The 23,313-nt window shown below is 44.2% G+C and carries 18 protein-coding genes and 1 pseudogene; 2 read left to right on the top strand and 17 right to left on the bottom strand.

Going from position 1 to position 23,313, the window contains the following annotated elements; genetic code table 11:
- Positions 1 to 110: 110 nt before the first annotated feature.
- From VR7878_RS19920 to ectA, 7 genes are all read right to left on the bottom strand, one after another.
- On the bottom strand, positions 111 to 1,757 hold the full coding sequence (locus tag VR7878_RS19920) for a methyl-accepting chemotaxis protein (RefSeq protein WP_077337717.1): 1,647 nt from the start codon (positions 1,755 to 1,757) through the stop codon (positions 111 to 113).
- 136 nt (positions 1,758 to 1,893) lie between these two features.
- Positions 1,894 to 2,472: a PDC sensor domain-containing protein gene (locus VR7878_RS19915; RefSeq protein WP_205409496.1), complete on the bottom strand. Its 579-nt coding sequence runs from the start codon at positions 2,470 to 2,472 to the stop codon at positions 1,894 to 1,896.
- A gap of 320 nt (positions 2,473 to 2,792) precedes the next feature.
- The gene (locus VR7878_RS19910; RefSeq protein WP_077337716.1) at positions 2,793 to 3,833 is read right to left on the bottom strand and encodes a type II asparaginase; all 1,041 of its coding nucleotides are present in this window, start codon (positions 3,831 to 3,833) and stop codon (positions 2,793 to 2,795) included.
- 689 nt (positions 3,834 to 4,522) lie between these two features.
- On the bottom strand, positions 4,523 to 5,950 hold the full coding sequence (locus tag VR7878_RS19905) for an aspartate kinase (RefSeq protein WP_077337715.1): 1,428 nt from the start codon (positions 5,948 to 5,950) through the stop codon (positions 4,523 to 4,525).
- Positions 5,951 to 6,036: 86 nt separating this feature from the next.
- Positions 6,037 to 6,420 (bottom strand): ectoine synthase, encoded by a 384-nt coding sequence (locus VR7878_RS19900; protein ID WP_059122025.1) that lies wholly within the window; start codon positions 6,418 to 6,420, stop codon positions 6,037 to 6,039.
- A 14-nt stretch (positions 6,421 to 6,434) separates the two neighbouring features.
- Positions 6,435 to 7,700 carry a diaminobutyrate--2-oxoglutarate transaminase gene (ectB, locus tag VR7878_RS19895; RefSeq protein ID WP_077337714.1) on the bottom strand — a complete coding sequence of 422 codons (1,266 nt, stop codon included), beginning with the start codon at positions 7,698 to 7,700 and terminating at the stop codon, positions 6,435 to 6,437.
- Between the two features lie 120 nt (positions 7,701 to 7,820).
- Positions 7,821 to 8,372 (bottom strand): diaminobutyrate acetyltransferase, encoded by a 552-nt coding sequence (gene ectA, locus VR7878_RS19890; RefSeq protein WP_077337713.1) that lies wholly within the window; start codon positions 8,370 to 8,372, stop codon positions 7,821 to 7,823.
- 700 nt (positions 8,373 to 9,072) lie between these two features.
- Between ectA and VR7878_RS19885 the strand changes: the two genes are divergently transcribed.
- Positions 9,073 to 10,590, top strand: a complete 1,518-nt coding sequence (locus VR7878_RS19885) for an AMP-binding protein (protein ID WP_077337712.1) — start codon at positions 9,073 to 9,075, stop codon at positions 10,588 to 10,590.
- A 303-nt stretch (positions 10,591 to 10,893) separates the two neighbouring features.
- Here the strand turns inward: VR7878_RS19885 and VR7878_RS19880 are convergent, their stop codons facing one another.
- From VR7878_RS19880 to VR7878_RS19850, 7 genes are read right to left on the bottom strand one after another with little or no spacing between them, the layout of a single operon-like run.
- Positions 10,894 to 11,709, bottom strand: a complete 816-nt coding sequence (locus VR7878_RS19880; RefSeq protein ID WP_077337711.1) for an SDR family oxidoreductase — start codon at positions 11,707 to 11,709, stop codon at positions 10,894 to 10,896.
- Between the two features lie 57 nt (positions 11,710 to 11,766).
- Positions 11,767 to 13,191, bottom strand: coding sequence for a sensor histidine kinase (locus tag VR7878_RS19875; protein WP_077337710.1), 1,425 nt, complete (start codon positions 13,189 to 13,191; stop codon positions 11,767 to 11,769).
- Positions 13,181 to 13,837, bottom strand: a complete 657-nt coding sequence (locus VR7878_RS19870) for a response regulator (RefSeq protein ID WP_077337709.1) — start codon at positions 13,835 to 13,837, stop codon at positions 13,181 to 13,183. Before VR7878_RS19870 ends, VR7878_RS19875 begins: the two co-directional genes overlap by 11 nt.
- The gene (locus tag VR7878_RS19865) at positions 13,834 to 14,481 is read right to left on the bottom strand and encodes a tetratricopeptide repeat protein (protein WP_370737106.1); all 648 of its coding nucleotides are present in this window, start codon (positions 14,479 to 14,481) and stop codon (positions 13,834 to 13,836) included. Before VR7878_RS19865 ends, VR7878_RS19870 begins: the two co-directional genes overlap by 4 nt.
- Before the next feature lie 31 nt (positions 14,482 to 14,512).
- The gene (locus VR7878_RS19860) at positions 14,513 to 15,175 is read right to left on the bottom strand and encodes an iron-containing redox enzyme family protein (RefSeq protein ID WP_077337708.1); all 663 of its coding nucleotides are present in this window, start codon (positions 15,173 to 15,175) and stop codon (positions 14,513 to 14,515) included.
- A gap of 16 nt (positions 15,176 to 15,191) precedes the next feature.
- Positions 15,192 to 16,727 carry an AMP-binding protein gene (locus tag VR7878_RS19855; RefSeq protein ID WP_077337707.1) on the bottom strand — a complete coding sequence of 512 codons (1,536 nt, stop codon included), beginning with the start codon at positions 16,725 to 16,727 and terminating at the stop codon, positions 15,192 to 15,194.
- Between the two features lie 10 nt (positions 16,728 to 16,737).
- On the bottom strand, positions 16,738 to 17,343 hold the full coding sequence (locus VR7878_RS19850) for a thermostable hemolysin (RefSeq protein WP_077337725.1): 606 nt from the start codon (positions 17,341 to 17,343) through the stop codon (positions 16,738 to 16,740).
- Between the two features lie 163 nt (positions 17,344 to 17,506).
- Between VR7878_RS19850 and VR7878_RS19845 the strand changes: the two are divergent.
- Positions 17,507 to 18,205, top strand: a pseudogene (locus tag VR7878_RS19845) (transposase domain-containing protein); the annotation flags it as partial.
- Between the two features lie 259 nt (positions 18,206 to 18,464).
- Here the strand turns inward: VR7878_RS19845 and VR7878_RS19840 are convergent.
- The 3 genes from VR7878_RS19840 to VR7878_RS19830 all read right to left on the bottom strand — a co-directional run bounded on the left by VR7878_RS19840 (position 18,465) and on the right by VR7878_RS19830 (position 21,599).
- A complete protein-coding gene (locus VR7878_RS19840; protein ID WP_077337706.1) occupies positions 18,465 to 19,343 on the bottom strand; it encodes a HEPN domain-containing protein in 879 nt (292 codons plus the stop codon).
- Between the two features lie 205 nt (positions 19,344 to 19,548).
- The gene (locus tag VR7878_RS19835; RefSeq protein WP_077337705.1) at positions 19,549 to 20,037 is read right to left on the bottom strand and encodes a hypothetical protein; all 489 of its coding nucleotides are present in this window, start codon (positions 20,035 to 20,037) and stop codon (positions 19,549 to 19,551) included.
- Positions 20,034 to 21,599, bottom strand: coding sequence for an S-type pyocin domain-containing protein (locus VR7878_RS19830; protein ID WP_077337704.1), 1,566 nt, complete (start codon positions 21,597 to 21,599; stop codon positions 20,034 to 20,036). The genes VR7878_RS19835 and VR7878_RS19830 overlap by 4 nt, the downstream gene beginning before the upstream one ends.
- Positions 21,600 to 23,313 lie beyond the last annotated feature (1,714 nt).

The following is a 23,313-nucleotide window of genomic DNA, read 5'->3' as shown; positions in this document are numbered from 1 at the left end:
CGCATTCGAGCCTCTTCATCAAAAAATTTGAATCTGATCCTATTTTAGGCAATATATTGCCTTCTCCATCCACCAGAGTTACCAGCAACCAAAGTTACCAGCAACCAGAGTTATACGGTAAATTTTCCAAGCACTTGAGACAGATGCCGATGGAGTTCATCCAGCTTACGACATGCCTGATCAACCTCAGAAGATTCTTCAACACTCTCCTGAGACTGTGCTTCAATGACACTAATTTCTTCCTGAATATGTTTTGCCATCTTACTCTGTTCCACAATCACAGCTGCAATCTGCGTGGTTCTTTCCGTGACATGACCCATCGACATCATCATGTCATCAATCGCTCGCTGAGTTTCCTCACTCGCCTGTTTTGTCACGGATGCTCTTTCAGTCGCCTGCTTCATAATCTGGACCGCATCTCGGACACTCTTTTCCAGATTGGTAATCATTTCATTGACATCTTCAGTACAGTTTTGGGTTTTATTCGCCAATCCTCGGACTTCATCGGCAACAACGGCAAACCCACGCCCGGATTCTCCGGCTCTTGCTGCTTCAATCGCAGCATTGAGGGCTAATAAATTTGTCTGCTCAGCAATCCCACTGATAATGGTTAAAATTGAGCTGATCTTGTTGGTGAATTCATCAATGCGAGAGATAGCTGTTACAGCCTGTTCCACACTCTCGTTCAGTAACCCGATACTCTGTTGCGTTGTGCCAACCTGATGGCGACCTTCACTGGCAGACTGACCAGCCTTCTCTGTAGACCCCGCAGCTTCAGAAGTTCGCAGGGAAACATCCTGAATCGCGACACTCATCTCCTGACTGGAAACAGATACGTCCCGCATAGAAACCACCTGTTTTTCAGCTGTCTGACAAGCTTTCCGTGACATTTCTCCTAACGATGAAACATGGACATTGTTCTGTTCCGCATTACTGATAATCTGTTTCACAAGTTCATGAAGCTCACTCATGAATTGATCGAGATAAGTCGCAAGTTCTCCCAGCTCATCACGACGGTCTAATTTCAAACGCTTGGTTAAATCGCCGCCGCCTTTTGCCAGTGCCTGAATCTGTCGGGTAATATTTTTCAAATCACCGGTAATCAATAATGGGAAAAACCAGATAATCCCCAAACAAATCAACAGAGAAAACCCGACTAACCATAACTGACCCGTCCGATAATTCTGATGCATATCTTCCAGTTGTTCAGTCCGTTCATCAGCGTTGAAAACCACAATGTCAGTAATCAATTCAAGGTAACGTTGTGTGTTTTGAAATAAGTCAAACCCGTCATTAAACGATAAACCTATCGCGGTACTTCGCCCGGCCCGGGTATTCGAACTCCGCTCCTGTGCAATTCTCCGCGTGACTTTCACCCACTCCGGATAGGTCGCCCAAAATTGCTCAATCAGTTGCTTCATCTCAGTATTCAACTGAAGTGATTTGAGTTTTTCCATATTCTGACTGGCATGTGAAATACTCTCTTCATGCATTTTCTGCATCAGTTGAAACTGATCACTTTTGACCGGTAAGGTCAACATACTCCGCTCAGCAACCCAAGCCTGATAAAGCTCCCGGTTTGCTGACTGTACCAAACTCAAAGCAGGGATTTCATGACGAGTGACAATGGTGATTGCTTCAGACTGTAGACCCGCCGAATACAGACTCCTGCCCGATAGAGTTAAGACCAGTAACATGACAAAAACCAATGGGATACATAACTTCCAGCGAATACCCAAATTTTTAAAATAATTCATCAATCCCCCCTAAACAGTCCGTCTCTCCTGCCATTTGATAACAAACCGGAGCGATTCCTCGGACTGTTTCTTGTCTGATGATTATGATTCTTGATCGGTCTGTAATTCATGACGGGGGAGAGTTCCCCCTAGTCATTTATTGGTCTTCATACACGTCAAGGTTAATCCCGATGGTGATCGCACCGATCGTCTTTCCCTGCCCATCAATTACGGGGACAGACACCTGAACAAGATAACTCAGAACACTGTCATCATACTCAACTTCACCAATATGGACTTTCCCCTGACCATCATTGAACGACTGAATGAACTTCGCTTCATCACCCTGCCAATAGTCAGATGTCTTGTTCGTCATTGCAACGTTAGCGCCTTGATCGTCCATGAGAAACAACTCCACAAGAAACGGCATACTGTTTTCAAGTTCCAGCAACCTTTTCGCTGCTTTATTGTTCATAAGAGAAAACATGAAATCATCAACATCCGGTGTGTCTCTCCATTTCTTATCCATTGCTTTTATCTCATCCAGAGAGACTTTCTGCGCATTTTGTGCTTGCACGGCATCAACCAGAACCGGATCTTTCCCCCAACTTTCCAATTGAGGAATCAGCTCTTTCAAACTCTCAGGTGCTTCTTCAGCGTGGACAGACGCTAGTGGTAATAGTGAAGTGAACGATAGCAGTACAGTAAAAACCATCGATGACAGGTGACGCATCATAGTCGGAATCCTTATGACAATTATTGTTTAGATACTGGACAATATAGCCAACGATAAAGAAATCAGACAAATTACCTACGGAAAAAAACCAATTCGTGAGATCCATTACTGAATGGTTAAGATGACTGTCCTGTCAAGGTTAATTGATGAGATAGGATAAGGATTGGAGTGACTGTCCCGCTAAGGAAAAGGTAGTGGGGAAAAACATTAAGCGTGACTGCCCATTTAATTCCTTAATTCATGAGGAGTATCTGTAATCCCCGGAGCCACAAAGTAAAAAAGGGTCCGCAGACCCTTTAGAAGATATATCTCAGTGGAGATTAATTTTCGAAGTAATTTCTGATTGTCTTCAGGTTATCCCCATGAGCAAGTGCCAGAGACAGAAGCACCTTCGCTTTCTGAGGATTATAAACACCAGAACCGATACCTTCTTGTTTTGGTGTCACGAATCCGTTACCGGTACGAGTTGAGCGAACAACAGGAATCCCTTTATCCATGGTTTCTTTGACAGCCTCAAGCATCACATCGGATAAAGAGCCGTTGCCGGTCCCTGCGATCACAATCCCTTTCGCGCCGTCTTTGATTGCTGCATGGAGCAATGCAGGATCCTGATCCTGATAGCTATACAGGATTTTCACTTTTGGCAATTGTTTGACATGGCTGATATCGAAATAAGGCTTATCCACCGGTTTTGTTGGCTCATAGTAGAAATGAGGTTCACCGCTTAAGAATGCGCCCAAATATCCCTGCTCCGTTGCTTTAAATGTATCCAGCATCGTTGAATTGGTTTTAGTGGTATAAAATGCAGAGCCGATCCGGTCATTGAGCACAACCATTGCACCACGGTGTTTCGCATCATCATCTGATGCCAGTCTGACCGCTTCCAGCAAGTTCATGCCACCATCAGCACTGATCGCAGTCGCCGGACGCATCGCACCGACAATGACAACCGGTTTATCGCTTTTCACTGTCAAATCAAGGAAAAACGCGGTTTCCTCAAGTGTGTCAGTGCCGTGGGTTACCACTACACCACTGGTTTTAGCATCAGCCAGTTGCAGATTGATTGCTTTACTGAGCTTTAACAAAATATTCTGATTAATATTATTACTGTCTGTGTTGGCAATTTGCTCACCAATCACATGAGCAAAATCTTTTAACTCAGGTACAGCAGAAATCAGCAGATCAACACCGATTTTTCCGGCTTTATAATCTGTTGTGTCCATATTCGATTCAGAACTTCCCGCAATGGTTCCTCCAGTTGCGTATATCTTGACGGTAGGTTTATCCGCGTTTGCAAAAGAAGCAAAAGAGGTACAGAGCATCAACGCAGCCATCGTTTTGGATAGATACTTTTTATTCATTTCATTTACCTTTTAATTCATGTCTATAATCTTTATCGCAATTAGTTTCGTACTGAAACGAAAAATATGTAGAATATAGATAAAGGTAATGTCCTTATTTTCATCATTGTCCGTAAAATATATGCCAAACATATGTATCAGCCGATGTAAACAACACATCGGACTCTATCATGATGTCCCAAGACCAATTGCACTCAAATTGTGCAACATTTTCTCCCAAAAAAACCTGACAAACATCAAAATTAAACTATTTTTATTACATTTATGAATTGACTCATCAATTTTAAATTTTATCTTTAAAAAGGATTATTTTGTTAAAAATTTTCTATTTTCATTTCAGCCCTTTGATTCATATCATTTGATGAAAACCGTCAAAGAGAGAATAAATATTATCGCTAATATAAAAAATAAATTTCATCTATCATAATTATTTCATAAACTCAATTTAAATAATTGTAATAAAGTTTATCAGATCACCACTTGTCAATTTTTCCAATAAATTCATATGAAACATCGGAACAAGTATATATTTTCAACTCACATTTACATTCTAAAAAATAATAATTAATCTTTAATTCACATTTGCTTCATTGTTTCTCTACAAACTGTCTGAACAGATGCATTATAAAAAACCGGATGACTGATTCAGCCATCCGGTTTTGATGTTTTTATACACTATTTAATATCAATCAAGCAGCATAACTACTCGTATTTCTTTTCGGACAATTCTCTTCAATCAACATTTCATGGAGCAAACAAATCGCCTGATGATAATGTTTATCTTCAACACAAAACTGCACATTGACATTTCTGAGTGACGAATGCACGGCCATCGGCTGAATATTGCCCTGTCCCAGTGCGTTCATACCATTTGCCAGCACTTCACATGTATCCATAGAAGCACCAATCGCCGAGATCAACGCAACCATTTTGCCGGAGACAGATGCCGCAGGATAACGCTTTTCCACACTCGCGAGCAGACGATTCAAGCTGTCACTCTGCCCATGTAAATAGTAAGTCATTGAGTTAGCATTCATTTCTTTTCCGATCAGATCGACTTTCGCTTCTGCGATCCTCTCTGCCATCTCATAACTCACGGTATCGACCAATCCAACCATCGATTGATCAAATAAATGCAGCGCAAAAACTTTATCGCGACCGGCAATAATTTCTACACGATGGTTATCCGGATCATGTTCGCATGAAATACGTGTCCCGGTGTGTTCCGGTTCAAAGGTATTTTTTACGATCAAAGGTATATTTTGCTGACGCAGCCCGGTTGCAGCATTAGGGTGAATCGCTTCCATGCCGAGGTTAGCCAGTTGGTCTGCGACATCAAAGTTCGTCTCTCCCATCGGCCGCACAACATCGGCACCGACAATACTCGGATCAGCCGTACTGAGATGGTACTCTTTATGAATAATCGCCTGTTCGGCACCGGTTAGGGCAGCAATCCGACTAAACGTCATCTCGCTGTAACCTCGGTCATACGTTTTCATCAAACCTTCATCACAATACGCATAACCCGTTACAATCGGCAGTTCACATGTCACATCAACGCTCTCAAATGCCTGACGAATCACATCGTCCAGACTGCCGTGGTGATCTTCATTCCATCCCGATAGGTCAATAAAACGAGAGTTAATCCCGGAATGCTTCAGTTTCAAAACGGTATTATAAGCACTGTGTGCTTCTCCCAACGAAGAAAGGAATTCTCGAATCTGCGGCAGATAACGGTTCAGTGAAAACTGTCCGTGCTGGCATGTATCCATAATATTACGAATACAATTCTTTGCTTCAGACAAACGGGAGCGGATAAACTTATCGGCTCGCAGACGAGACATCGGGTCAGCAAAAATATTCTGGTTGATGAGCATCATTCGTTGCTCCAACTCTTCCATTTTTTCCTGCCACGTCTCACTTCGTTGGGCGATTAACTGATAAATACCGGGCTGACCCGTTTTTTTACATTCCAATAACGCATCGGTTATTCCGGAATAGGCAGAAACCACAAAAATACGTTGATAAGGATTTTCCGGCCGAAGCAGGATATTGTCCATCACTGCATCAAATGCAGTCATAGATGTACCGCCGATCTTCTCTACGGTAAATGACATGTTTTCTCCTTGTTATGGCCGGACAGTATTCAAACTGCCCGGATAGATACATTCCTCCAACATCACAATATAACTTTGATGACGACTTAACTCAGCGGGTAAACACCGGATGCGTCGTGGACTTCTTGCCCGTTCAAAGGAGGGTTAAAGACACAGGCCATTACCATATTCTGTCCGGGGTAAGCCCGCAGATAGTGTTCATCATGCTGATCCAAAATGTACAGTGTTCCCGGTTCAATCGGGAATGTCTCACCACCGACAACTTCAATTTCACCGCTGCCGGAGACACAGTACACAGATTCCAGATGATTTTTATAATGAATATGTGTCTCGGTATCCTGATAGATCGTCGTAATATGAAATGAGAATCCCATATTGTCATCTTTCAGTAACATACGAACGCTTTCCCAGTTTTCCGAGACCACACGTCGTTCACTCTGGATACATTCCTTTAATGTTCTGACAATCATAATAATCCCTTAACTTAAGATGCTTTTTTGATGTATTGCGGTGCCACGGTTTCTGTTGCACGCTCAAAGATATCCAGCCCTTCTTTCAGCTCGTCTGAACTAATAGTCAACGGACAGAAGAATTTCAGGACTTCATCGTCTGGACCGGCTGTTTCGATGATCATGCCTTGATTGAAACATTCCCGGGCAATTTTTTCGGCAACCTCTCCAGAAATACATTCCACTCCCTGCATCAAACCACGACCTTTACGTCGTGAAAGTAGCTCTGGATATCGACGGATCATTTTCTCGACAACATTGGTGACTTCTTGGGCACACTCACCAATGTGATGTTCAAGGTCATGGTTGGTCCAATAGGTTTCAATGGCTTTGGTTGCGGTAACAAACGCATGATTATTACCACGGAATGTCCCGTTATGCTCACCGGACTCCCAAACATCCAGCTCTGGTTTCATCAATACCAGTGACATCGGCAGACCATAACCACCAATCGATTTCGATAACGTCACAATATCTGGTGTGATGCCGGCAGGCTCAAAACTAAAGAAAGTTCCGGTACGGCCACACCCGGCTTGAATGTCATCGACAATCAACAAAATTTTGTGTCGCTTACACAGGCTATTCAAGCGTTGTAACCAGCTTTCAGAAGCGACATTGAGCCCACCTTCTCCCTGCACGGTTTCAACCAATACAGCGGCAGGATGATCCATCCCTGAAGAACCATCAGTTAACATGGTTTCAAATAGTTTCAGACCATCTTGTCCTGCATATCCGTCATACGGCAGACGCTGAATGCCATGTAAATGTAGTCCTGCTGCGCCCCGATGATGCTGATTACCGGTTGCGGCAAGCGCACCATATGAGCAACCATGGAAACCATTGGTAAAAGCAATCACATTACTGCGGCCAGTCACTTTACGAGCCAGCTTTAATGCTGCTTCAACCGCATTGGTACCGGTTGGTCCGGTAAACTGAAGTTTATAATCCAGCATCCGTGGCCGAAGAATATGGTGTTCAAATGCTTGTAAAAATTCAGCCTTAGCCTGCGAATACATGTCCAGACCATGCGTGACACCATCCCGGTCAATATAATCCAGCAATGCCTGTTTCAAGATGGCATTGTTATGACCGTAATTTAATGCACCGGCACCGGATAAAAAATCAAGATAGCGGTCACCACGTTCGGAATACAGACAGCTCCCTTTTGCCGTCGCAAACACGACAGGGAAGTGATTGGCATACGATTGTACGTTTGACTCTTTCTCGTTGAAAATATTCATAATTGAATACATTTCCTTTGTTTAAATTTTCTATGTGTGGATTGGGTAAATAAGATAAACAGACAACAGTCATCGCTGGAGTGTACTTGTCACTTCAGTGATGACTACGTTTAACCATGACTACGTCTGTGGTATTGACTCAAGCGGAATGCGATACAGATATTCCGTCTCATGTTGTCCATCGAAATGTCGCGTCTCATCAAGGAAGGTCGAAACCTGTCCTCGCAGGCCATTCTCCCGGTCGAACTTCTTAAACAGGTTCCAAGAGCCTTGATTATCTTTGGTAATCGTGGTCTCAATTGCTTCGATATCCTGCAAATTCTCCTGAGAAAGCAGCTTTTTCAACATATCAAACGCTAAACCTTTCCCTCGCGCATCAGGATGAACGGCAACCTGCCAGATAAACAGCTCTAATGGTTTTTCTGGTTTACGATAAGCAGAAATAAATCCCAAAATCTCATCTTGCTGTTCAGCAAGAATGCACGTCTTTTGGAAATGAATGGACTGTAAAAAATTACAATATGCAGAATTTTCATCCAATGGGGGACACAAACTGATTAATTCGTGAATCCGCTGACCATCTGAACGAACTGGGGTTCTAAAAATCCACTGCGAATAATTTCGCTCTAGTGTAGCTCTAGCCATTTCTGACCATGGTATGTTGGTGATCATGACAATGCCTAATTCTTTTGAACTCTAATTAATTTTCTAAAACACTAACACATGAATTGCGCTTATTTCAAGCCAAAATTTAGACAAAAACATAAAAAATACAATTAACTTACTGATTTTAAAAATTAAAATATTGAGAGATGTAATTTAAATTAAGACATCAAATATTTAGATGTATAACAAAAAAATTTTTAATTTATATGACCTTTCTCTAACACTAATATGACAATGGTATCACTAGCATTTTGTTTTTACTTTGCATTTTGCATTTTCAATATGCAAAAAACAAAGCTCATATGACTTATTTTGCCTAAAAAACGCACAAATTTACAGTATTTTGTACTTGGCACGCTTCATGCAGTATTTGTACTGACCCTTCTTAAGCCGAGGGTCACCTAGCCAACTGACGTTGTTAGTGAATGAATACTTGTTCACAATAAATTACGGCCAGTCACACAATATTGTGGCTGGCTATTTTTTTACCCAAACTTTGTCAGACACCTCACTTTATTTGCCATTTAGCCCATTCAATAACATTTCTTATTTGACGTTTTCACCAAATCTTACAAGACTTTAGATATGTATCTTCAGATGATGTCTCTGGATATGAACTGCTCGTCGGAAAGGTGCCGTTGCTCCAGCAATCGGAATGGTAAGCGCAGCCAATTGACTGTTCTGTATACGACAATGAGATATAACTATGGCAAAAGATGCTCAATTATGGACACCTAGTCCTGAATTTATTCGTTCATCAAATCTTTACCAATTTATTCAGCACATCAACATGCGAGGCGAAGCGCTTGAAGATTTTGGGCAACTTCATCAGTGGTCGGTGACCAACAGTAAACAATTCTGGCTGGAAATATGGCAATACTGCGACGTCATTGGGTTTCGGGGAGATTGTGTCTTCGGTGAAGCAATTGCCAAATGGGAGAAATTTGTCGCAGCTCGCGATACAATCTGGTTTCCTCAAGCACAGCTCAATTATGCTGAAAATTTACTCTCTTATGCATTTCAGGAGCCTGAGACCATTGCGCTCTGGTTTAAAAATGAAAACGGTCAAACCAAAACGCTGACGTGGCAACAACTGTGTGATCAGGTGTCACTCGTTCAGCAATGGCTCACACAAAACGGTGTCGAGCGGGGTGATGTTGTCGTTGCTTATCTCCCCCATATACCGGAAACCATTGTCTCTTTGCTGGCAGTAACCAGTCTGGGAGCGATCTGGTCTTCTCTCTCCCCTGAAGATACCGATATTCAGACCGCTATCGCGTGTTTTCAACCACTGCAACCCAAAGTATTATTCTGTAGCAATGGATATAACCGAGCCGGGGCAACCATCAATACCGAAGAGAATAATCGAAAACTGGTTGATAACCTGACAAGTTTGCTCAATACATGCCAGATCGAATACCTGCAAACGCTGCAGTTTTCATCTAACTATGTCGATACGTTTTCAGATTGGCAGGCAATTCTCGCCGGCTACTTACCCAGAGGAATCAAATACGAACGCATTGGATTTAATGATCCACTTTTCATCCATCACCACCAGCGGCCTTCAGGTAAAATAGACCGAATTGTCCATCGGATCGGGGGAACAATTCTCAACCATTTAAAAGAACATCAACTCCATTGCAATATTCAGCCGGGAACTCGCCTGCTCAGTCGTTGCTCATGCAGCAGCACAGCCTTGATCTGGCATACTTCAGCACTCGCCAGCGGCGCAACGCTGGTATTTTATGATGGTGCCCCTTTTTTCCCCAACATGAATGCCCTATGGTCTCTGGCAGAAGAGTCAAAGAGTAATATCGTACATATTTCTTCTGTTTATCTGGATCATCTGCGGGAGGCAGCGTTTTCTCCGGGGCACTTCTATACCATGGAGTATTTACAAACGCTAATCGTCAGTGGTTCTGTCCACTACCCACAGCTATTTGAATACATCTATTCCTATATTCAAACCGATATATGTGTGATCCCGGCTTCTCAGGAAGAAGATATTGCCGGTTCTTTTTTGATCGGCCACCCCATGGCTTGTGTGGACAGACAATACATCATGGCACCGGCATTGGGCTGTGATGTCCAGCTCGGGGAGCAAACGCTACACTGCACAAACAGTTTCCCCAACCAGCCCCTCGGTTTTTGGCATGATTCGGGAGAGAATTATCACCACGCCTACTGGCATCAGCATCAGGGAATGTGGTCACAGCCAGAATAACGCACATAATCGACTCGATTCATTTGTGATAAAATAAATAAGGGCCTGTCTCAGACAGGCCCTTATTTATGCTTTATTATATTTTTTTCGTTTCAGCCAGCGTTGTTAGTCACCGCGCTTATTACTGATACTTGCAACTGACGTCATCAGCTTTAATCTTTCTCAAGCATTCAGTCTATTAAACGTGACTTCTTACAAAAAATATGTGAGTCACATCAAAAATATGCCACCGAACAAAAAACAATTGTGACATTGTGTCCAATTTACTTGAATCCATTCATTTAAGGTTTTTTCGCACGATTTTTACTCTTTCTCTGAATGAATCATATTAATGAAGTGATGGATTCTCGCTTGCTGGCGGCGAATAGACCGGGCAACAACAGCGGGGAAAATCTGGTTCACCCGTACAAACAGTTTTTCCGGCCAGCCAATCCAACAAGATGTAGTTTCCTCTTTTAAGGACTTGAGCACCCGTTTTGCAACCACTTGTGGTGAATCACTGCGATTGCCGAGTTCCTGATTCATCTGTTTGACCAGCGGTGAGTTCAAATCCGTATCCGTTGCCCGGGGCGCAACATACAGTACTCGAATCCCGGAATCATCCAATTCCCGATCCAGAGCTTCACTAAAGCGATACATACCGGCTTTGGCACCACAGTAAATGCTATAACCCGGATAACCGATACCTCCGAATGCCGAACCGATATTCAAAATAATCCCCGGACGATTCAACCAATTCAATGCCATTCGACTGACTAACACCGGTACGAACAGATTCAAATTCAGTTCCTGTTGTATGGATGCAACAGTGCGATTAGCGAGAAAGTTGAATTCATTCACACCCGCATTATTGATCACGATGTCGATCCTCTCGCCGGATTCATACAACTGATTGCTTTTATGATTTAAGCGCTCCAGATCCGTTTCACAAGTGAGGTCAGCAGAAAACACCATATGATTTTCCGGTGTGGCAAGGGTAGCTCTGACTGCTTCCAATTTCTCGTGGTTTCGCCCGACTAGCAACAAATTTGCGCCCGCAGCTGCCAGCTCAGTCGCTATCGCCTGACCAATACCGCCAGAGGCTCCCGTCAACAAAACACGTTTATGCTGCAAATCCATACCCGACGTTCCTTATGTTTTTCCGTCTTCTTGCTACTTGCCTGTCAACAACGCAGGCTAAAGCTCATATTGATTTTTCATCAATGACACTAAAAATGTATTTGCCTGATCCTTGCGGGGCAACAGTTCTACCGTCCCATAATGCAACTTGACAATATCCCTCGTGATCGACAGCCCCAACCCAGCGCCATCACCTCTTTCACGATTCGAACGATAAAAACTTTCAAATAATTTTTCACGCGCTTCGGCGGTTAAATCTTCACCGGTATCGGAAACATAAACCTGTACCCGATCCGGTAAATCTTTCAGTGTGACCGTAATCTGCTGCCCCTTGCCAGCATAGCGAATCGCATTATCAATCAAATTACTGAGTAAAATTCCCAGTAACGATTCATCTCCGAGGATCAGACAGTTATCCCCGGTCAGTGACATCTCCTGTTTATTTCGCAACGCCAACGGTGCAAGTTCTCCCATGACATATTGAACTAAACGTTTCAAATCGATTTCAACCCGTTCCATACTATGAATGTTTTCAACCCGGGCTAAAGTGAGTAACTGCTGAATCAGGCGATCTGAACGTTCAATGCCTCGCAAAATATTGTGTAAGTCAGTCTGTAAATCCTCTTCCCGGTCACTGTTTAGTGCGTTTTCAGCATTCAATCGCAATACTGCTAACGGGGTTTTCAACTCATGAGCCGCCATACCGGTAAAGCGTTTTTCTCGTTTCCATGCGCTGTCCAACTCGGCGAGTAATCGGTTTAATGTGGTCACCAACGATGACAATTCGGTGGTATCAAGCCCGACCGTCACAGAATCAAGCTTACTGACACTCCGCCGGGAAATAGCCTGTTGCAATTCCGTAATCGGTGCGAAGTGGCGGTCAATCAAAAAGTACAGCACCAGCGCTAAACAGGGGATTAGCACGAGCTGTGGCACCAACGTAGAAAACGCCAGTTCGGTAATCATCTCATTACGGACGGCTTGCTGCTCCGCAACAATAATGTACTCAGAGTGCTGTGAATTGTTTCGTGTTAAGGGGAGTTGAAAATATCGCCACTCCTTGTCTGCTATCTCAACATAGCCAAATCCGGAATAAGTGGGATCATGTACAATCACATGATTACGCAGGTGCGATCCCCAGACAACTTTGCCATCCCGATACAACTGAATAAGTAATTTCTGTTCATAGGGATGGCCATAAGCCGTTGCTTCATCACCGCTATGCGCATCCCGGATATTTTGCATCCAGCCATCTAGCAGCCTGACATTTTCAGAACTCACTTTTAGCGTGCCGGAATCTGGCAGACTGAGTAAAAAGAGTTTGGCCGTCTGTCCTAACCGCGCATCATAAACTTCCAGAATCTCATGATGTGACGAGCTATAGCTGAAAAATAAAGAAATGAGAATGAACACTGAAGAAAGCGCAATCATCGACAATGTAATACGCTTTTTTATAGAATACATTTTTTTATTATTTTTCAATGATATATCCTACACCACGAATATTTTTAATCACATTCCCCGGGACTTTCTTACGCAAATTATGGATATGCACTTCAATCGCATTATCACTACTGCCTTCATCCCAGCCGTGTAGAGACTGTTGGAGTTGCTCTTTACTCATCACACGTCCGGCATGATTCATCAGTGAGGCCAACAATTTAAATTCATTATTGGTCAACTTCAGTGCCTGTCCCTGGAACAATACCACCTGTCTGTCCAGAGACAAAACTAAGTCTCCGACTTCCACCTGACTATCCGTTGCACCGGAGAGACGCCGGATCATCACACGTAAACGAGCCAGTAGTTCTTCTAATGCAAATGGCTTCACCAGATAATCGTCAGCACCACCATCTAAACCTTTCACCCGATCTTGAATTTCATCACGGGCGGTTAAAATCATAATCGGTAATGAATATCCGGCGCGCCGTACCGCTTTCAGAACCTCAAATCCGCCAATATCTGGCAACATGAGATCAAGAATAATCGCGGTAAACTGCTCTGTTTTCAGAGCAGTTACAACACCGGCACCTCGTTCAAGCCAGTCAACCGTGTAACCCTGACGACTTAATGCCGTCACCATCGACTGTCCTAATAACACATCATCTTCGACCAGCAATAGTCTCATTGAGCACCTAACTCTTTTAAACGCCGCTGAACTTCGGCCATTCGTCCCTGATCAGCAAGTGGTCTCGTTTCTCTCGGCGGTGCTGCGGCAGCACGTTTCAAATATTCAATCGCTTCAGCTTTGCGCCCGTCTTCGGCGAGGAAATCACCATAAAAATAGTTGGGATCAATCCCATCCGGATTATATTTCAAAGCCTTTTTGAGCAACTCTTCAGCTTTATCATCATCGCCAAACCCAACCGGCCATCCCGGCACTTTATAGTACAACGTTCCTAATGTGACATAAGCTGAACCATCTAATGTCTCCGGCGCAGTTTTCACCACATCTTCGAGTAAAGCTTTGGCTTCTTTCGCCAAAGAAAGCCCCCCTAGTCCACCATCCGCGCCTGCCAGTGAACTCTTACTAATTGCCAGCCATATTTTTAAATCATTGCGCTCCGGTGCATTCTGAAGCGAGCTTTCACTCAGTTTTACCAAGTTTTCCAGACAGTAGATTTGCTGATCTTCATCCTTCGATTGATACTGGCACTCAGCCCATTTTTTCTGAATCGTGGTCAGCGGATCAGCACTACTTGCCCATACGGATGATGACCCGATCAAAAGACAGCACGCTGTCATTATCCGATTTTTGATACTCGCTCTCATAACCTTATGCTCCTCGATGATTATCTATCATTTATTGGGTTAGCGTCTGTAGCATTTGTCCGTACAGCTGAAATACCATATTGGCAGAACGGATAATCACTTGCTGTTCATCCGGATCGGTAATCCGATCCATCAGACAAGCAAAAAACTGGATATGCTCCTGATCAAGTTCACTATGAGAAGTCAGATAAGTCAATGCATCATCCTGCAAATTGAGCGTCTGCTTGACCTGCTGAGCAACCTGCCCGCCAATACCAACACTCGTTCCTTCCAATACCCAAACCATACCGAATAATGCCAGCGGATTACCACGGTCAATCTGGTGATACAGATAGGCGGTCATCAACTCAATCGCTGAACAAACCGCACCATCATTCTGATTGTTGCGCACATCATCAGCCGAGCCGCCACAAGCGCGAATATCATTCAAAATCCACTCGTGGTGACCGATCTCTTCCTCAATATATTCTGCAATCGCGACCCGTAACCACTCTTTCTCTTCTCCAAGGCGGGCACCACATGCCATAAGTAGTGGCACGGTATGTTTCACATGATGATATGCCTGCGTCAGAAATGCCTGATACTGAGCCAGATTAATGTCGCCCCGACTACATGCCGTAATAATCGGTGCAGAGAGCATCACCTCACGAGCAGGCCGGGTTGCTTGTTGCAATTGATTAAAAAAATCACTCATCTGTTCTACTCCACAATCAATTTTTAAATTCACAATGTTCAAGTTCGATATCAATTCGCTTTATCACGTTCTGAAAAGACTCAACACTGTCGCACCATAAGTTCACCTGCGCTTCGACCAGATGTCGTATCGGACGCCCGTTTGCAGTCAACAAAGCCCGGTATTGTTGCGGTGATAAAATCAATATCACCTGACAAATACGAGCATAATCAGGTAGCTGATGATTCAACGCGACTATCGCATTCATCACTTGCTCTACATCCTGAGACAAAACAACGCCCATAAGCCGGTTTTTTGCCTCACCGACAACAATTAAACTTCGCAATACATCCCATTGCTGAGCTTCAGATTCAATCCATTCCGGAGAAATATTGCGGCCAAATCCAGTAATAATCTGGGTCTTCTTTCTTCCCCGAACCGATAAAAAGCCCTGCTCGTCAATATCACCCAGATCACCGGTTGCTACCCACTCGCAGACCAAAGGCTGATTGATATATCCGAGGACAACAGCGCCTCTGACCATAATTTCACCATCATCAGCGATTCGGACTTCAGCATGAGGCAAAATCTTACCCGCAGTGCCGGGACAGTTGGCTTGGGGTGTATTGAGACTCACCACCGAACCACATTCAGATAATCCGTATCCTTCATAGACCGGCAATCCCAAACGGTGAGCTTCAACCAATGTTTGCGGAGTCACTCTGGCACCACCGACAGCAACAAACTGAAGCGATGCTGCAAGCTGAGGAAGATTGCGAGTCACAGCAAGTAACGCATGTAACAGAGCCGGGGTCAGTACCAGAGAATTGGGTTGGTATTTCATCAGCGCGCCGGCAAATTGCTCCGGTACAAAATGACTCGATCCCTGAAGCCCGACCAATGCCCCATCGACCACCACCGAGGTCAAACCAAGCATTAGGGGGACATACACACCAGTAATATTTTCCAGCAATGTGGACAAGGGCAACATCACTAAATGTTTTTCTAAACCATTTTGTTTTGCCATCGCCTGCGCCAGACTCAATGTCACCTGATCGAGGTTCTGCTGACTCAGACACACCCCTTTAGGCTGCCCGGTTGAACCCGAGGTAAACGTAATTTTGACTGTCCCCGGTAAGATACTCTCGTTACAGCGAGATCGTTCAGACGACTGAGATAATTCCGAGCGCTGGCCAATAGCACAGTCGTTCAGTTCACCACAGGGCTCAAATCCCGACAGAGGCTGATCATAGACAAGAGTGTCTGTCCCTGTATGAGACAACACATGCTCAATCTGAGCAGAACTAAAAAATTTAGGTAGTGGTACACAAGGAATCTGTGCATACATGGCCGCTAAATCAGCAATCAACCAAGACAAACTATTCTCGGCATAGATGGCAACACAATGTGACTGGAATGCGCTGAACACACCGGCATAATGACAAACTTGTTCAGACAGTTGTCGGAACGTCAGAGTCTCTGTTTCACCAAGGGCATTCTGGCCAATAAATGCAATTGCATTCGGACGCTGACTCGCATGGGAAAATAACGCAGATAAAATGGTTTCACTCATTGACAGTATCTCACTCTGTACAGATGCCTTTGGTCAGCCAATAGCGCTTCAGATGAGTCAGGCTTTGTTGCAAATCACCGGCCACAATACGCGGACGAAGCTGATAATAACTGCCCCACTGACTGGCATTACTGACGCGTTGAGCATCAGCTTGAGCAATTACGACAGGTTTGAGCCCTAAGCGCTTCATTAACGCATAGAGCGGATCAGTGACTGTACAGATACACCACTGATATCCCATCTCGACCAAACGTTGCGCAATCAGATAAAAATGAAACGGCGATATCCCTTTGGAGAATGACGCGAGTTGCCCGAACTCAATCAGTGTCGTGCGATCAATATGCTGTGCAAACGCCTCAGAGACAGCTTGTTCAGCCGCACAATCTAAATATTGCTCCAGAAATAAATGCGCTTCAGATGCGGCTCGATAACCACAAATTGACTGAATTCCTCTCCCCTGCAACAAAGCCAGAAATTGCGGCATAAACTGTTCTATCCTGGCATCAAACGCAGATGAATACCTTGCGGTAATATACTGTTCAACCTGATGACGCATGGGATGCGCCTCACCAATCATCTCTAATGTCATTGAAGAATCGCACCGAGCTGCTTGCATCATTCAACCCTCTTGAAGACCTAACAGCAGCATAAAAAAGAAAACTTAAGAAAAGCTTAAGAAAGGGAAGGCATAAAAAAACAGCGCCATTACGGCGTAATGCCGATCAGTTAAGAAATTTTCGAGATCATTTGACCGATCTTTAAAAGGCTTCAAACAAGCTGGAGTCGCAACGTTGAGAAAGCGCCGACTACCACTTGAAACCGTGCTATGGTCAATCATCGGAATGGCGCTATATCGTCAGAAGTCTGTTTGGGATATTGCGACTCAGATGGATATCATGTTGCCAGATAAAAAACCGTTGGTCGCACCAAGTGCGTTGGTCCAAGCAAGGCAACGTTTGGGGGCTGATGCAGTAAAAGAAGTATTTAAAGCCGTCGCTCAACACGGATATGAAACGAATTCGTTTGAACAATGGGCGGGACTTAATTTATTCGCTGTTGATGGGGTAGTATGGCGAGCCGCAGACACGTTAGAAAATCATCAAGTCTTTGAAACTCAAAGTAATCAACATCGCGAGAATACTTACCCTCAAATTAGAATGGTCTGTCATATGGAGTTGACAAGTCATTTGCTCTGTTACAATCTGATACGATTAGGGATGACAGCCGCAGCTAAAAAACTGGATAGTGTTTGGCCAAATCAACTCAGTTTTACCAGTTGTTCCATGGCAATCACTCAGTTTTTTGCAACTTTACCGCTGACAAGTCCAGGTAATATCCCAAAACATTATGAATCCTTATTGGAACAAATGAGCTACTTTAAGCTTCCACCAAGGCGGGAAGACAGAACTTACCCAAGGTGGGTAAAGCCAAAACCCAGAAAGTATCCACATAAAAAGAACAAGTTGGCTTCGCCTTAAAGAGATTTCACCCAATTCAAACAAACCACCAATCAAAGAAAATCATTCAAGGATGAATGATTAGGCTTTTCCGGGCAGGACGCCCGTAAAAGCTGGTTCTGGAACGCGTGTGACTCCGTCAAACAAAAAAGATCTTCTGGTTACGCTTGCACCTCTGCAAGAGTAACTGGCGCACAGAACACCAATGCCTCTGAAATCACTGACGCTGATTGTGCGTCAAATTTGGGAGCCGATGGCTAAGAGAACCAAAATACAACACTCAATCCCCTATCCTCCCCCGACAAACCTGTTCGGTTAACGCCTGCAACCGCTGCACCTCTGCCACCAAATAATTCAACTCTTCTTCAGTGATTTCGTAGTGCGCTGAATAACGCGCATCAATATACGCCCGTTGCAGACGCCGGAAACTACGGCGGTGAAATTTGTTGTCCATCGGGAAAATCTCAGCAAAGGCCGGATCAATCTGCGCGCACAGGTTGCCAAGTTTCTCGATATTGTGGGATTTCGGGAGATAGTTAGTACAAGTCAGCAATGTACAGGCAAAAAGACGCTCCGTTGCCTGATGCAGGTTGAATGCTGCTGCATTAAGCATGGATTCATGAAAAGTATAATGGAAAACTTTAATACTATCAGCGGCATTCTCTATCCACTGTTCATAATGCTTACGGGCTATCTCTCGCAGCTCTTCCTCAGTCAAATCCCCCGGCATTGCCAGTGGTTTCGGCGTCGCGGCAAATAGTTCAATGCCCTCTTCGCGAATATCTTTAAAGAAATAGTGACCCTGTTGCAAGCGCTCGTTCACTTCCTTTAAATCGTGGACAATCAAACCTAACGGGGCCGATTTCACTTTACGATCAATTTGCTCTTCGGCCCGCTGCCAGACTACATAATCCTCCACCAAAGCCGCTTTATTAACGATCACCAGAATATCGTAATCACTAATATAACCATTGACCGGATCCTTGACCCAACTGCCTTTAGCATGGCTGCCGAACAGAATAATTTTCAGAATGCGAAACTCACTCTTACTGCCCTGTTTGCCTTGCAGGTAATCTTCCAGTGTATCGCGCAGAATCGTTGAGATGTCCGCCAGCTCACGCTGTTTATATTCGGGCAGATGGTCGAGGGATGTTTTCATAATCGCAGTATTGAAACTCGTTGTGGATGAATAGCGCTAGCATAAAAGAAGCACTCAGCAAAAAACACCGTTTATCATCGTTTTAGCACGACTCAAAGGTAAAATGCGACGCGGTTCTTTTTTATTTCTTTCCCCAATGATTTTCTCAGGCTTCGGCTTCGAGCTATGACACCAAGAATGAACAGCCTCCGCAAGCTGACTAAGTCTAGAAATCCAATTGAACAGATACCGCTTGAGAGTCGTCCGAACCACTGCTTTTTTCAATTGTCAGGGCATTAAAAAAATCATCAGCATGATCAAATAATTTAAACCTTGTCATATCAATACCATTCGTGAACAAATAAATAGCATTGTCATCCGTTGATACACAAATATGATTACTTCCTGAACTACCGCCAATTGAGTAAAGGTCACTCTCTGCTTCTAAATTTTTCAAACTTTGGTTGGCTTTCTCGATGTTAAAAGGACTATCCTCTATTCCCCACAGAACCTCTAATGACAGATCTCCATTCCTGCCTTCTAAACTCGTTTTGTACTGCGGTTTAAAAATGACATTTTCAGAAAAAAGAACTGATCTCTTGTAGTGGCGAACAATATGGCTCGCACTAGATGGCATAGGTGGAAGCGCGGTATTTACCTCTTCAATAGCTAGTATCACATTGAGTTCTTCAAGTTTTTTCTCTATGTTGATCATTTGTTATGTGACCTCATGTCTGATGCTGAACCAATATGTGGAATATTACTATGTAAGTCAGTCGGAATAAGCTGTATTTCAGTTAAAGTATGATGGTGAGGAGTTAATCCTTTATCTCTCAAAAGGTTCTTTGCTGCATGACTACTAGAAAGATTTTTAGCGTTTGCTATTTCATCATAAACTCTCGTGAAATCGTCTTTCGTCCCGTCTAACACGCCATTTTCAAAGATAAGACGACCTTTTGACCATTTATCAAAAATCGGTCTCCCATTTTTAAAGGGGATTGCCTCACCGTTGGTTACTCTGTTGACTACATCTAAATCAGACTGCCATAGCCCATTACCGGGCACACCTTGAATCCACCGTCCATTCGTTCGTGGTAATCGCGTTTTAGGTGTCAAATTATACACCACATACAACGGCGGTAACCCAGTCTCTGCCGGAAAGGTCAGAATATAGTCTTGCAGCTCTGCATCAGCAATTGGCGTAATGTAGGTGTTATCAAATTCTTGGCCTTGCTCCGCTTGCGGATGGATCCAGATATCGAACTTTTCCATATCCGGGATGGGATTAACCAGAATCGGTTTACCGCCAAAATCGCCGCTGATCGGCACCCATTCAATGGTGATATCCGGCTCTAACTCAACAGCAAACCGCTCACCGACCCGTTTTACCTCACGCTTAGGAATATTCGCCCCATTGACGTGATAGCCGTAAATTCGCCCTTCCGTATTGAAACCCAAGCGAATATTGGTTTCAACCGTGGTTTTATTGCGCATATCGGCTGCACTGTAGAGCGTACTGTCCGCTAATTTGTTAGGCACAAATGCCGCCAGAATGCCAGCCCGCCCGACGATCTTCATCGCCATTCCCGGCAGTTCTGCCAGCGCAGCGCCGCCAATACGCGTTAAAAAAGCTTCTCCAGATGCTGCACTTACCCCTTGCCCGATGGCCAGTGTATAAGCTGCATAATCCCCCAGCGCAGAAAGCGACTCTCTTTGTGTACCGATGTCACACGTACCGCTCGGCACCAGCGCAGATTTGGCGAAACGGGAGCGTTTGACGGGCGGTTTGTTAAATGCGTTTTGCCATGCGGATGAAGGCAGTTGAATTTTATCCAGCTCCCGTAACCGCTCCTGACGCTGCTTGTTCAGACGTTCTGCTAAAGTGAGTTTCACAGGTTCGCGTTCGACATAAGGCTCGGTAGAAACAGAGGCATTCACACTGCCGGAATAAGTTGAACCAATGCCATGATTGATCCATTCAACTCTGGCGGTATAAGCCTTGTTAGCCAGCAAGTCGAGATGAGGCTCAACCGCAGGATTGACTCGCCAATATTGATTGCCCCATTCATCCCGATCCCGGATCAACAACGGAATCGATGGCACATCCGTCAGTAACACCTGATGGCCGCTGCGAAGCTGTTCGAGAAAATCCGCAAAGCGTATTCCGGCAGGGATAACGGATTTCACATCTGACTCACGTAAAGAAGCAAAATCCCCTTCAACTTGAGTAAATTCATAACGCATCAGGTTATCGATTTGAGTGGTTTGATAGTTCATTGACGTTGTTGGCTGAGCCGTGATTATTTTATCGATGGATGCTTATTGATAAAGTTATTTTCATATGAATTCATAATTATACTCAAATGGATTTATAAAACATGTTTAAATTTGGGGTTTTGATGGGGAGTGGTTATTTTTGGAATGGGGGTAACAGGGAAGACGGGGTAAATTCTGCTTATTATCATTAGGTTGTGGTTTGGGACGCAATGACTTTCTTCGATTTCATCGACATCTCTGACTGCGCCCCAGTTCCTTTTGATGGATGTCAAAAGGAACCAAAAGCATCTTTTTGAGTTCGGTGCGCGTAATCAGGGTCGCTTTTATTCGCTCCTGCTCACGAAAAGCTTAAAATTCATCCATGAATTTTACCCTGAGCACATCGATCAGTTGAGCTTCGTTGATTCAATGTTTCACTTTATTCAAATCAACCACCCAACCAAGAAAACCATTCATGGAAGAATGGTTAGGCTTTTCCGGGCAGGACGCCCGTAAAAGCTGGTTCTGGACAACGCGCGACCAAGCCAAACAAAAAAGATTTTCTGGTTCGTCTTTCATCTCTGAAAGATGAACTGGCGCACAGAGCACCGGTGCTTCTGAAATTGAGGAACGAAATTGTGCGTCAAATTTGGGAGCCGGAGGCTAGGAAGATAAAACTTGTGATGCAGGTGTTTGGTGCGCAATGACTTTCTTCGATTTTATTCGCATCCCCAACTGCGCCCCAGGTACTTTTTAAGGCCGAAAAAGTACCCAAAAAGGCCTAGGGGTTGAGCTCAGTGCCTGTTATCAGGGACGCTTTTATTCGCTCCTGCTCACGAAAAGCTTAAAATTCATCCGTGAATTTTACCCTGAGAGCATCGTTCAAGTTGGCTTCGCCTTAAAGAGATTTCACCCAATTCAAACAAACCATCAAACGAAGAAAACCATTCATGGAAGAATGGTTAGGCTTTTCCGGGCAGGACGCCCGTAAAAGCCGGTTCTGGACAACGTGCGACGCCGCCAAACAAAAAAGATCTTCTGGTTACGCTTGTCTCTGCAAGAGTAACTGGCGCACAGAGCACCGATGTCACTGAAATTGAAAAACGCAATTGTGCGTCAAATCTGGGAGCCGGAGGCTAGGAAGATAAATTGTAATGCTAGTGTTTGGGACGCAATCACTTTCCTTGGCTTCATTACCATCTCCGACTGCGCCCCAGGTACTTTTTCACGGCCGAAAAAGTACCCCAAAAGGCCTCGGGGTTGAGTCCATCACGCGTAATCAGGGTCGGATTGATTCGCATCCTGCTCAGGCAATCCTGAAAAATCTTCCATGATTTTTCACCCTGAGAGCATCGATCAAGTTGGCTCCGCCTTAAAGAGATTTCACCCAATTCAAACAAACCACCAATCAAAGAAAACCATTCATGGAAGAATGGTTAGGCTTTTCCGGGCAGAACGCCCGTAAAAGCCGGTTCTGGAAAGCGTGTGACGCCGCCAAACAAAAAAAGATCTTCTGATGGGATGGTCACTCCATCACTCGGCATCGTGATGTGCCATGATTGAAGTGATATCAACAATCGAAATCAGGAGTGACCACCATGAAATGTAGCGTAATCAGTATCGACTTGGCAAAAAACGTTTTCCAAATCTGTGCATTAGATGACAAACGTCTGGTTCTTTTGAACAAAAAAGTTAGACGAAACGACTTGCTCGATCAACTCAGACAATTTGAACC

Origin of the sequence: Vibrio ruber DSM 16370 (assembly GCF_900163965.1) — a bacterium.
Taxonomy (GTDB): Bacteria; Pseudomonadota; Gammaproteobacteria; order Enterobacterales; family Vibrionaceae; genus Vibrio; species Vibrio ruber.
This window is presented reverse-complemented; position numbering and strand designations above follow the sequence as displayed.

Bases quoted from the DNA above. Each gene is read 5' to 3' on its own strand.
- VR7878_RS19920 (WP_077337717.1), bottom strand. From the start codon at position 1,757: ATGAATTATTTTAAAAATTTGGGTATTCGCTGGAAGTTATGTATCCCA.
- VR7878_RS19915 (WP_205409496.1), bottom strand. From the start codon at position 2,472: ATGATGCGTCACCTGTCATCGATGGTTTTTACTGTACTGCTATCGTTC.
- VR7878_RS19910 (WP_077337716.1), bottom strand. From the start codon at position 3,833: ATGAATAAAAAGTATCTATCCAAAACGATGGCTGCGTTGATGCTCTGT.
- VR7878_RS19905 (WP_077337715.1), bottom strand. From the start codon at position 5,950: ATGTCATTTACCGTAGAGAAGATCGGCGGTACATCTATGACTGCATTT.
- VR7878_RS19900 (WP_059122025.1), bottom strand. From the start codon at position 6,420: ATGATTGTCAGAACATTAAAGGAATGTATCCAGAGTGAACGACGTGTG.
- ectB (WP_077337714.1), bottom strand. From the start codon at position 7,700: ATGAATATTTTCAACGAGAAAGAGTCAAACGTACAATCGTATGCCAAT.
- ectA (WP_077337713.1), bottom strand. From the start codon at position 8,372: ATGATCACCAACATACCATGGTCAGAAATGGCTAGAGCTACACTAGAG.
- VR7878_RS19885 (WP_077337712.1), top strand. From the start codon at position 9,073: ATGGCAAAAGATGCTCAATTATGGACACCTAGTCCTGAATTTATTCGT.
- VR7878_RS19880 (WP_077337711.1), bottom strand. From the start codon at position 11,709: ATGGATTTGCAGCATAAACGTGTTTTGTTGACGGGAGCCTCTGGCGGT.
- VR7878_RS19870 (WP_077337709.1), bottom strand. From the start codon at position 13,837: ATGAGACTATTGCTGGTCGAAGATGATGTGTTATTAGGACAGTCGATG.
- VR7878_RS19865 (WP_370737106.1), bottom strand. From the start codon at position 14,481: ATGAGAGCGAGTATCAAAAATCGGATAATGACAGCGTGCTGTCTTTTG.
- VR7878_RS19860 (WP_077337708.1), bottom strand. From the start codon at position 15,175: ATGAGTGATTTTTTTAATCAATTGCAACAAGCAACCCGGCCTGCTCGT.
- VR7878_RS19855 (WP_077337707.1), bottom strand. From the start codon at position 16,727: ATGAGTGAAACCATTTTATCTGCGTTATTTTCCCATGCGAGTCAGCGT.
- VR7878_RS19850 (WP_077337725.1), bottom strand. From the start codon at position 17,343: ATGCAAGCAGCTCGGTGCGATTCTTCAATGACATTAGAGATGATTGGT.
- VR7878_RS19840 (WP_077337706.1), bottom strand. From the start codon at position 19,343: ATGAAAACATCCCTCGACCATCTGCCCGAATATAAACAGCGTGAGCTG.
- VR7878_RS19835 (WP_077337705.1), bottom strand. From the start codon at position 20,037: ATGATCAACATAGAGAAAAAACTTGAAGAACTCAATGTGATACTAGCT.
- VR7878_RS19830 (WP_077337704.1), bottom strand. From the start codon at position 21,599: ATGAACTATCAAACCACTCAAATCGATAACCTGATGCGTTATGAATTT.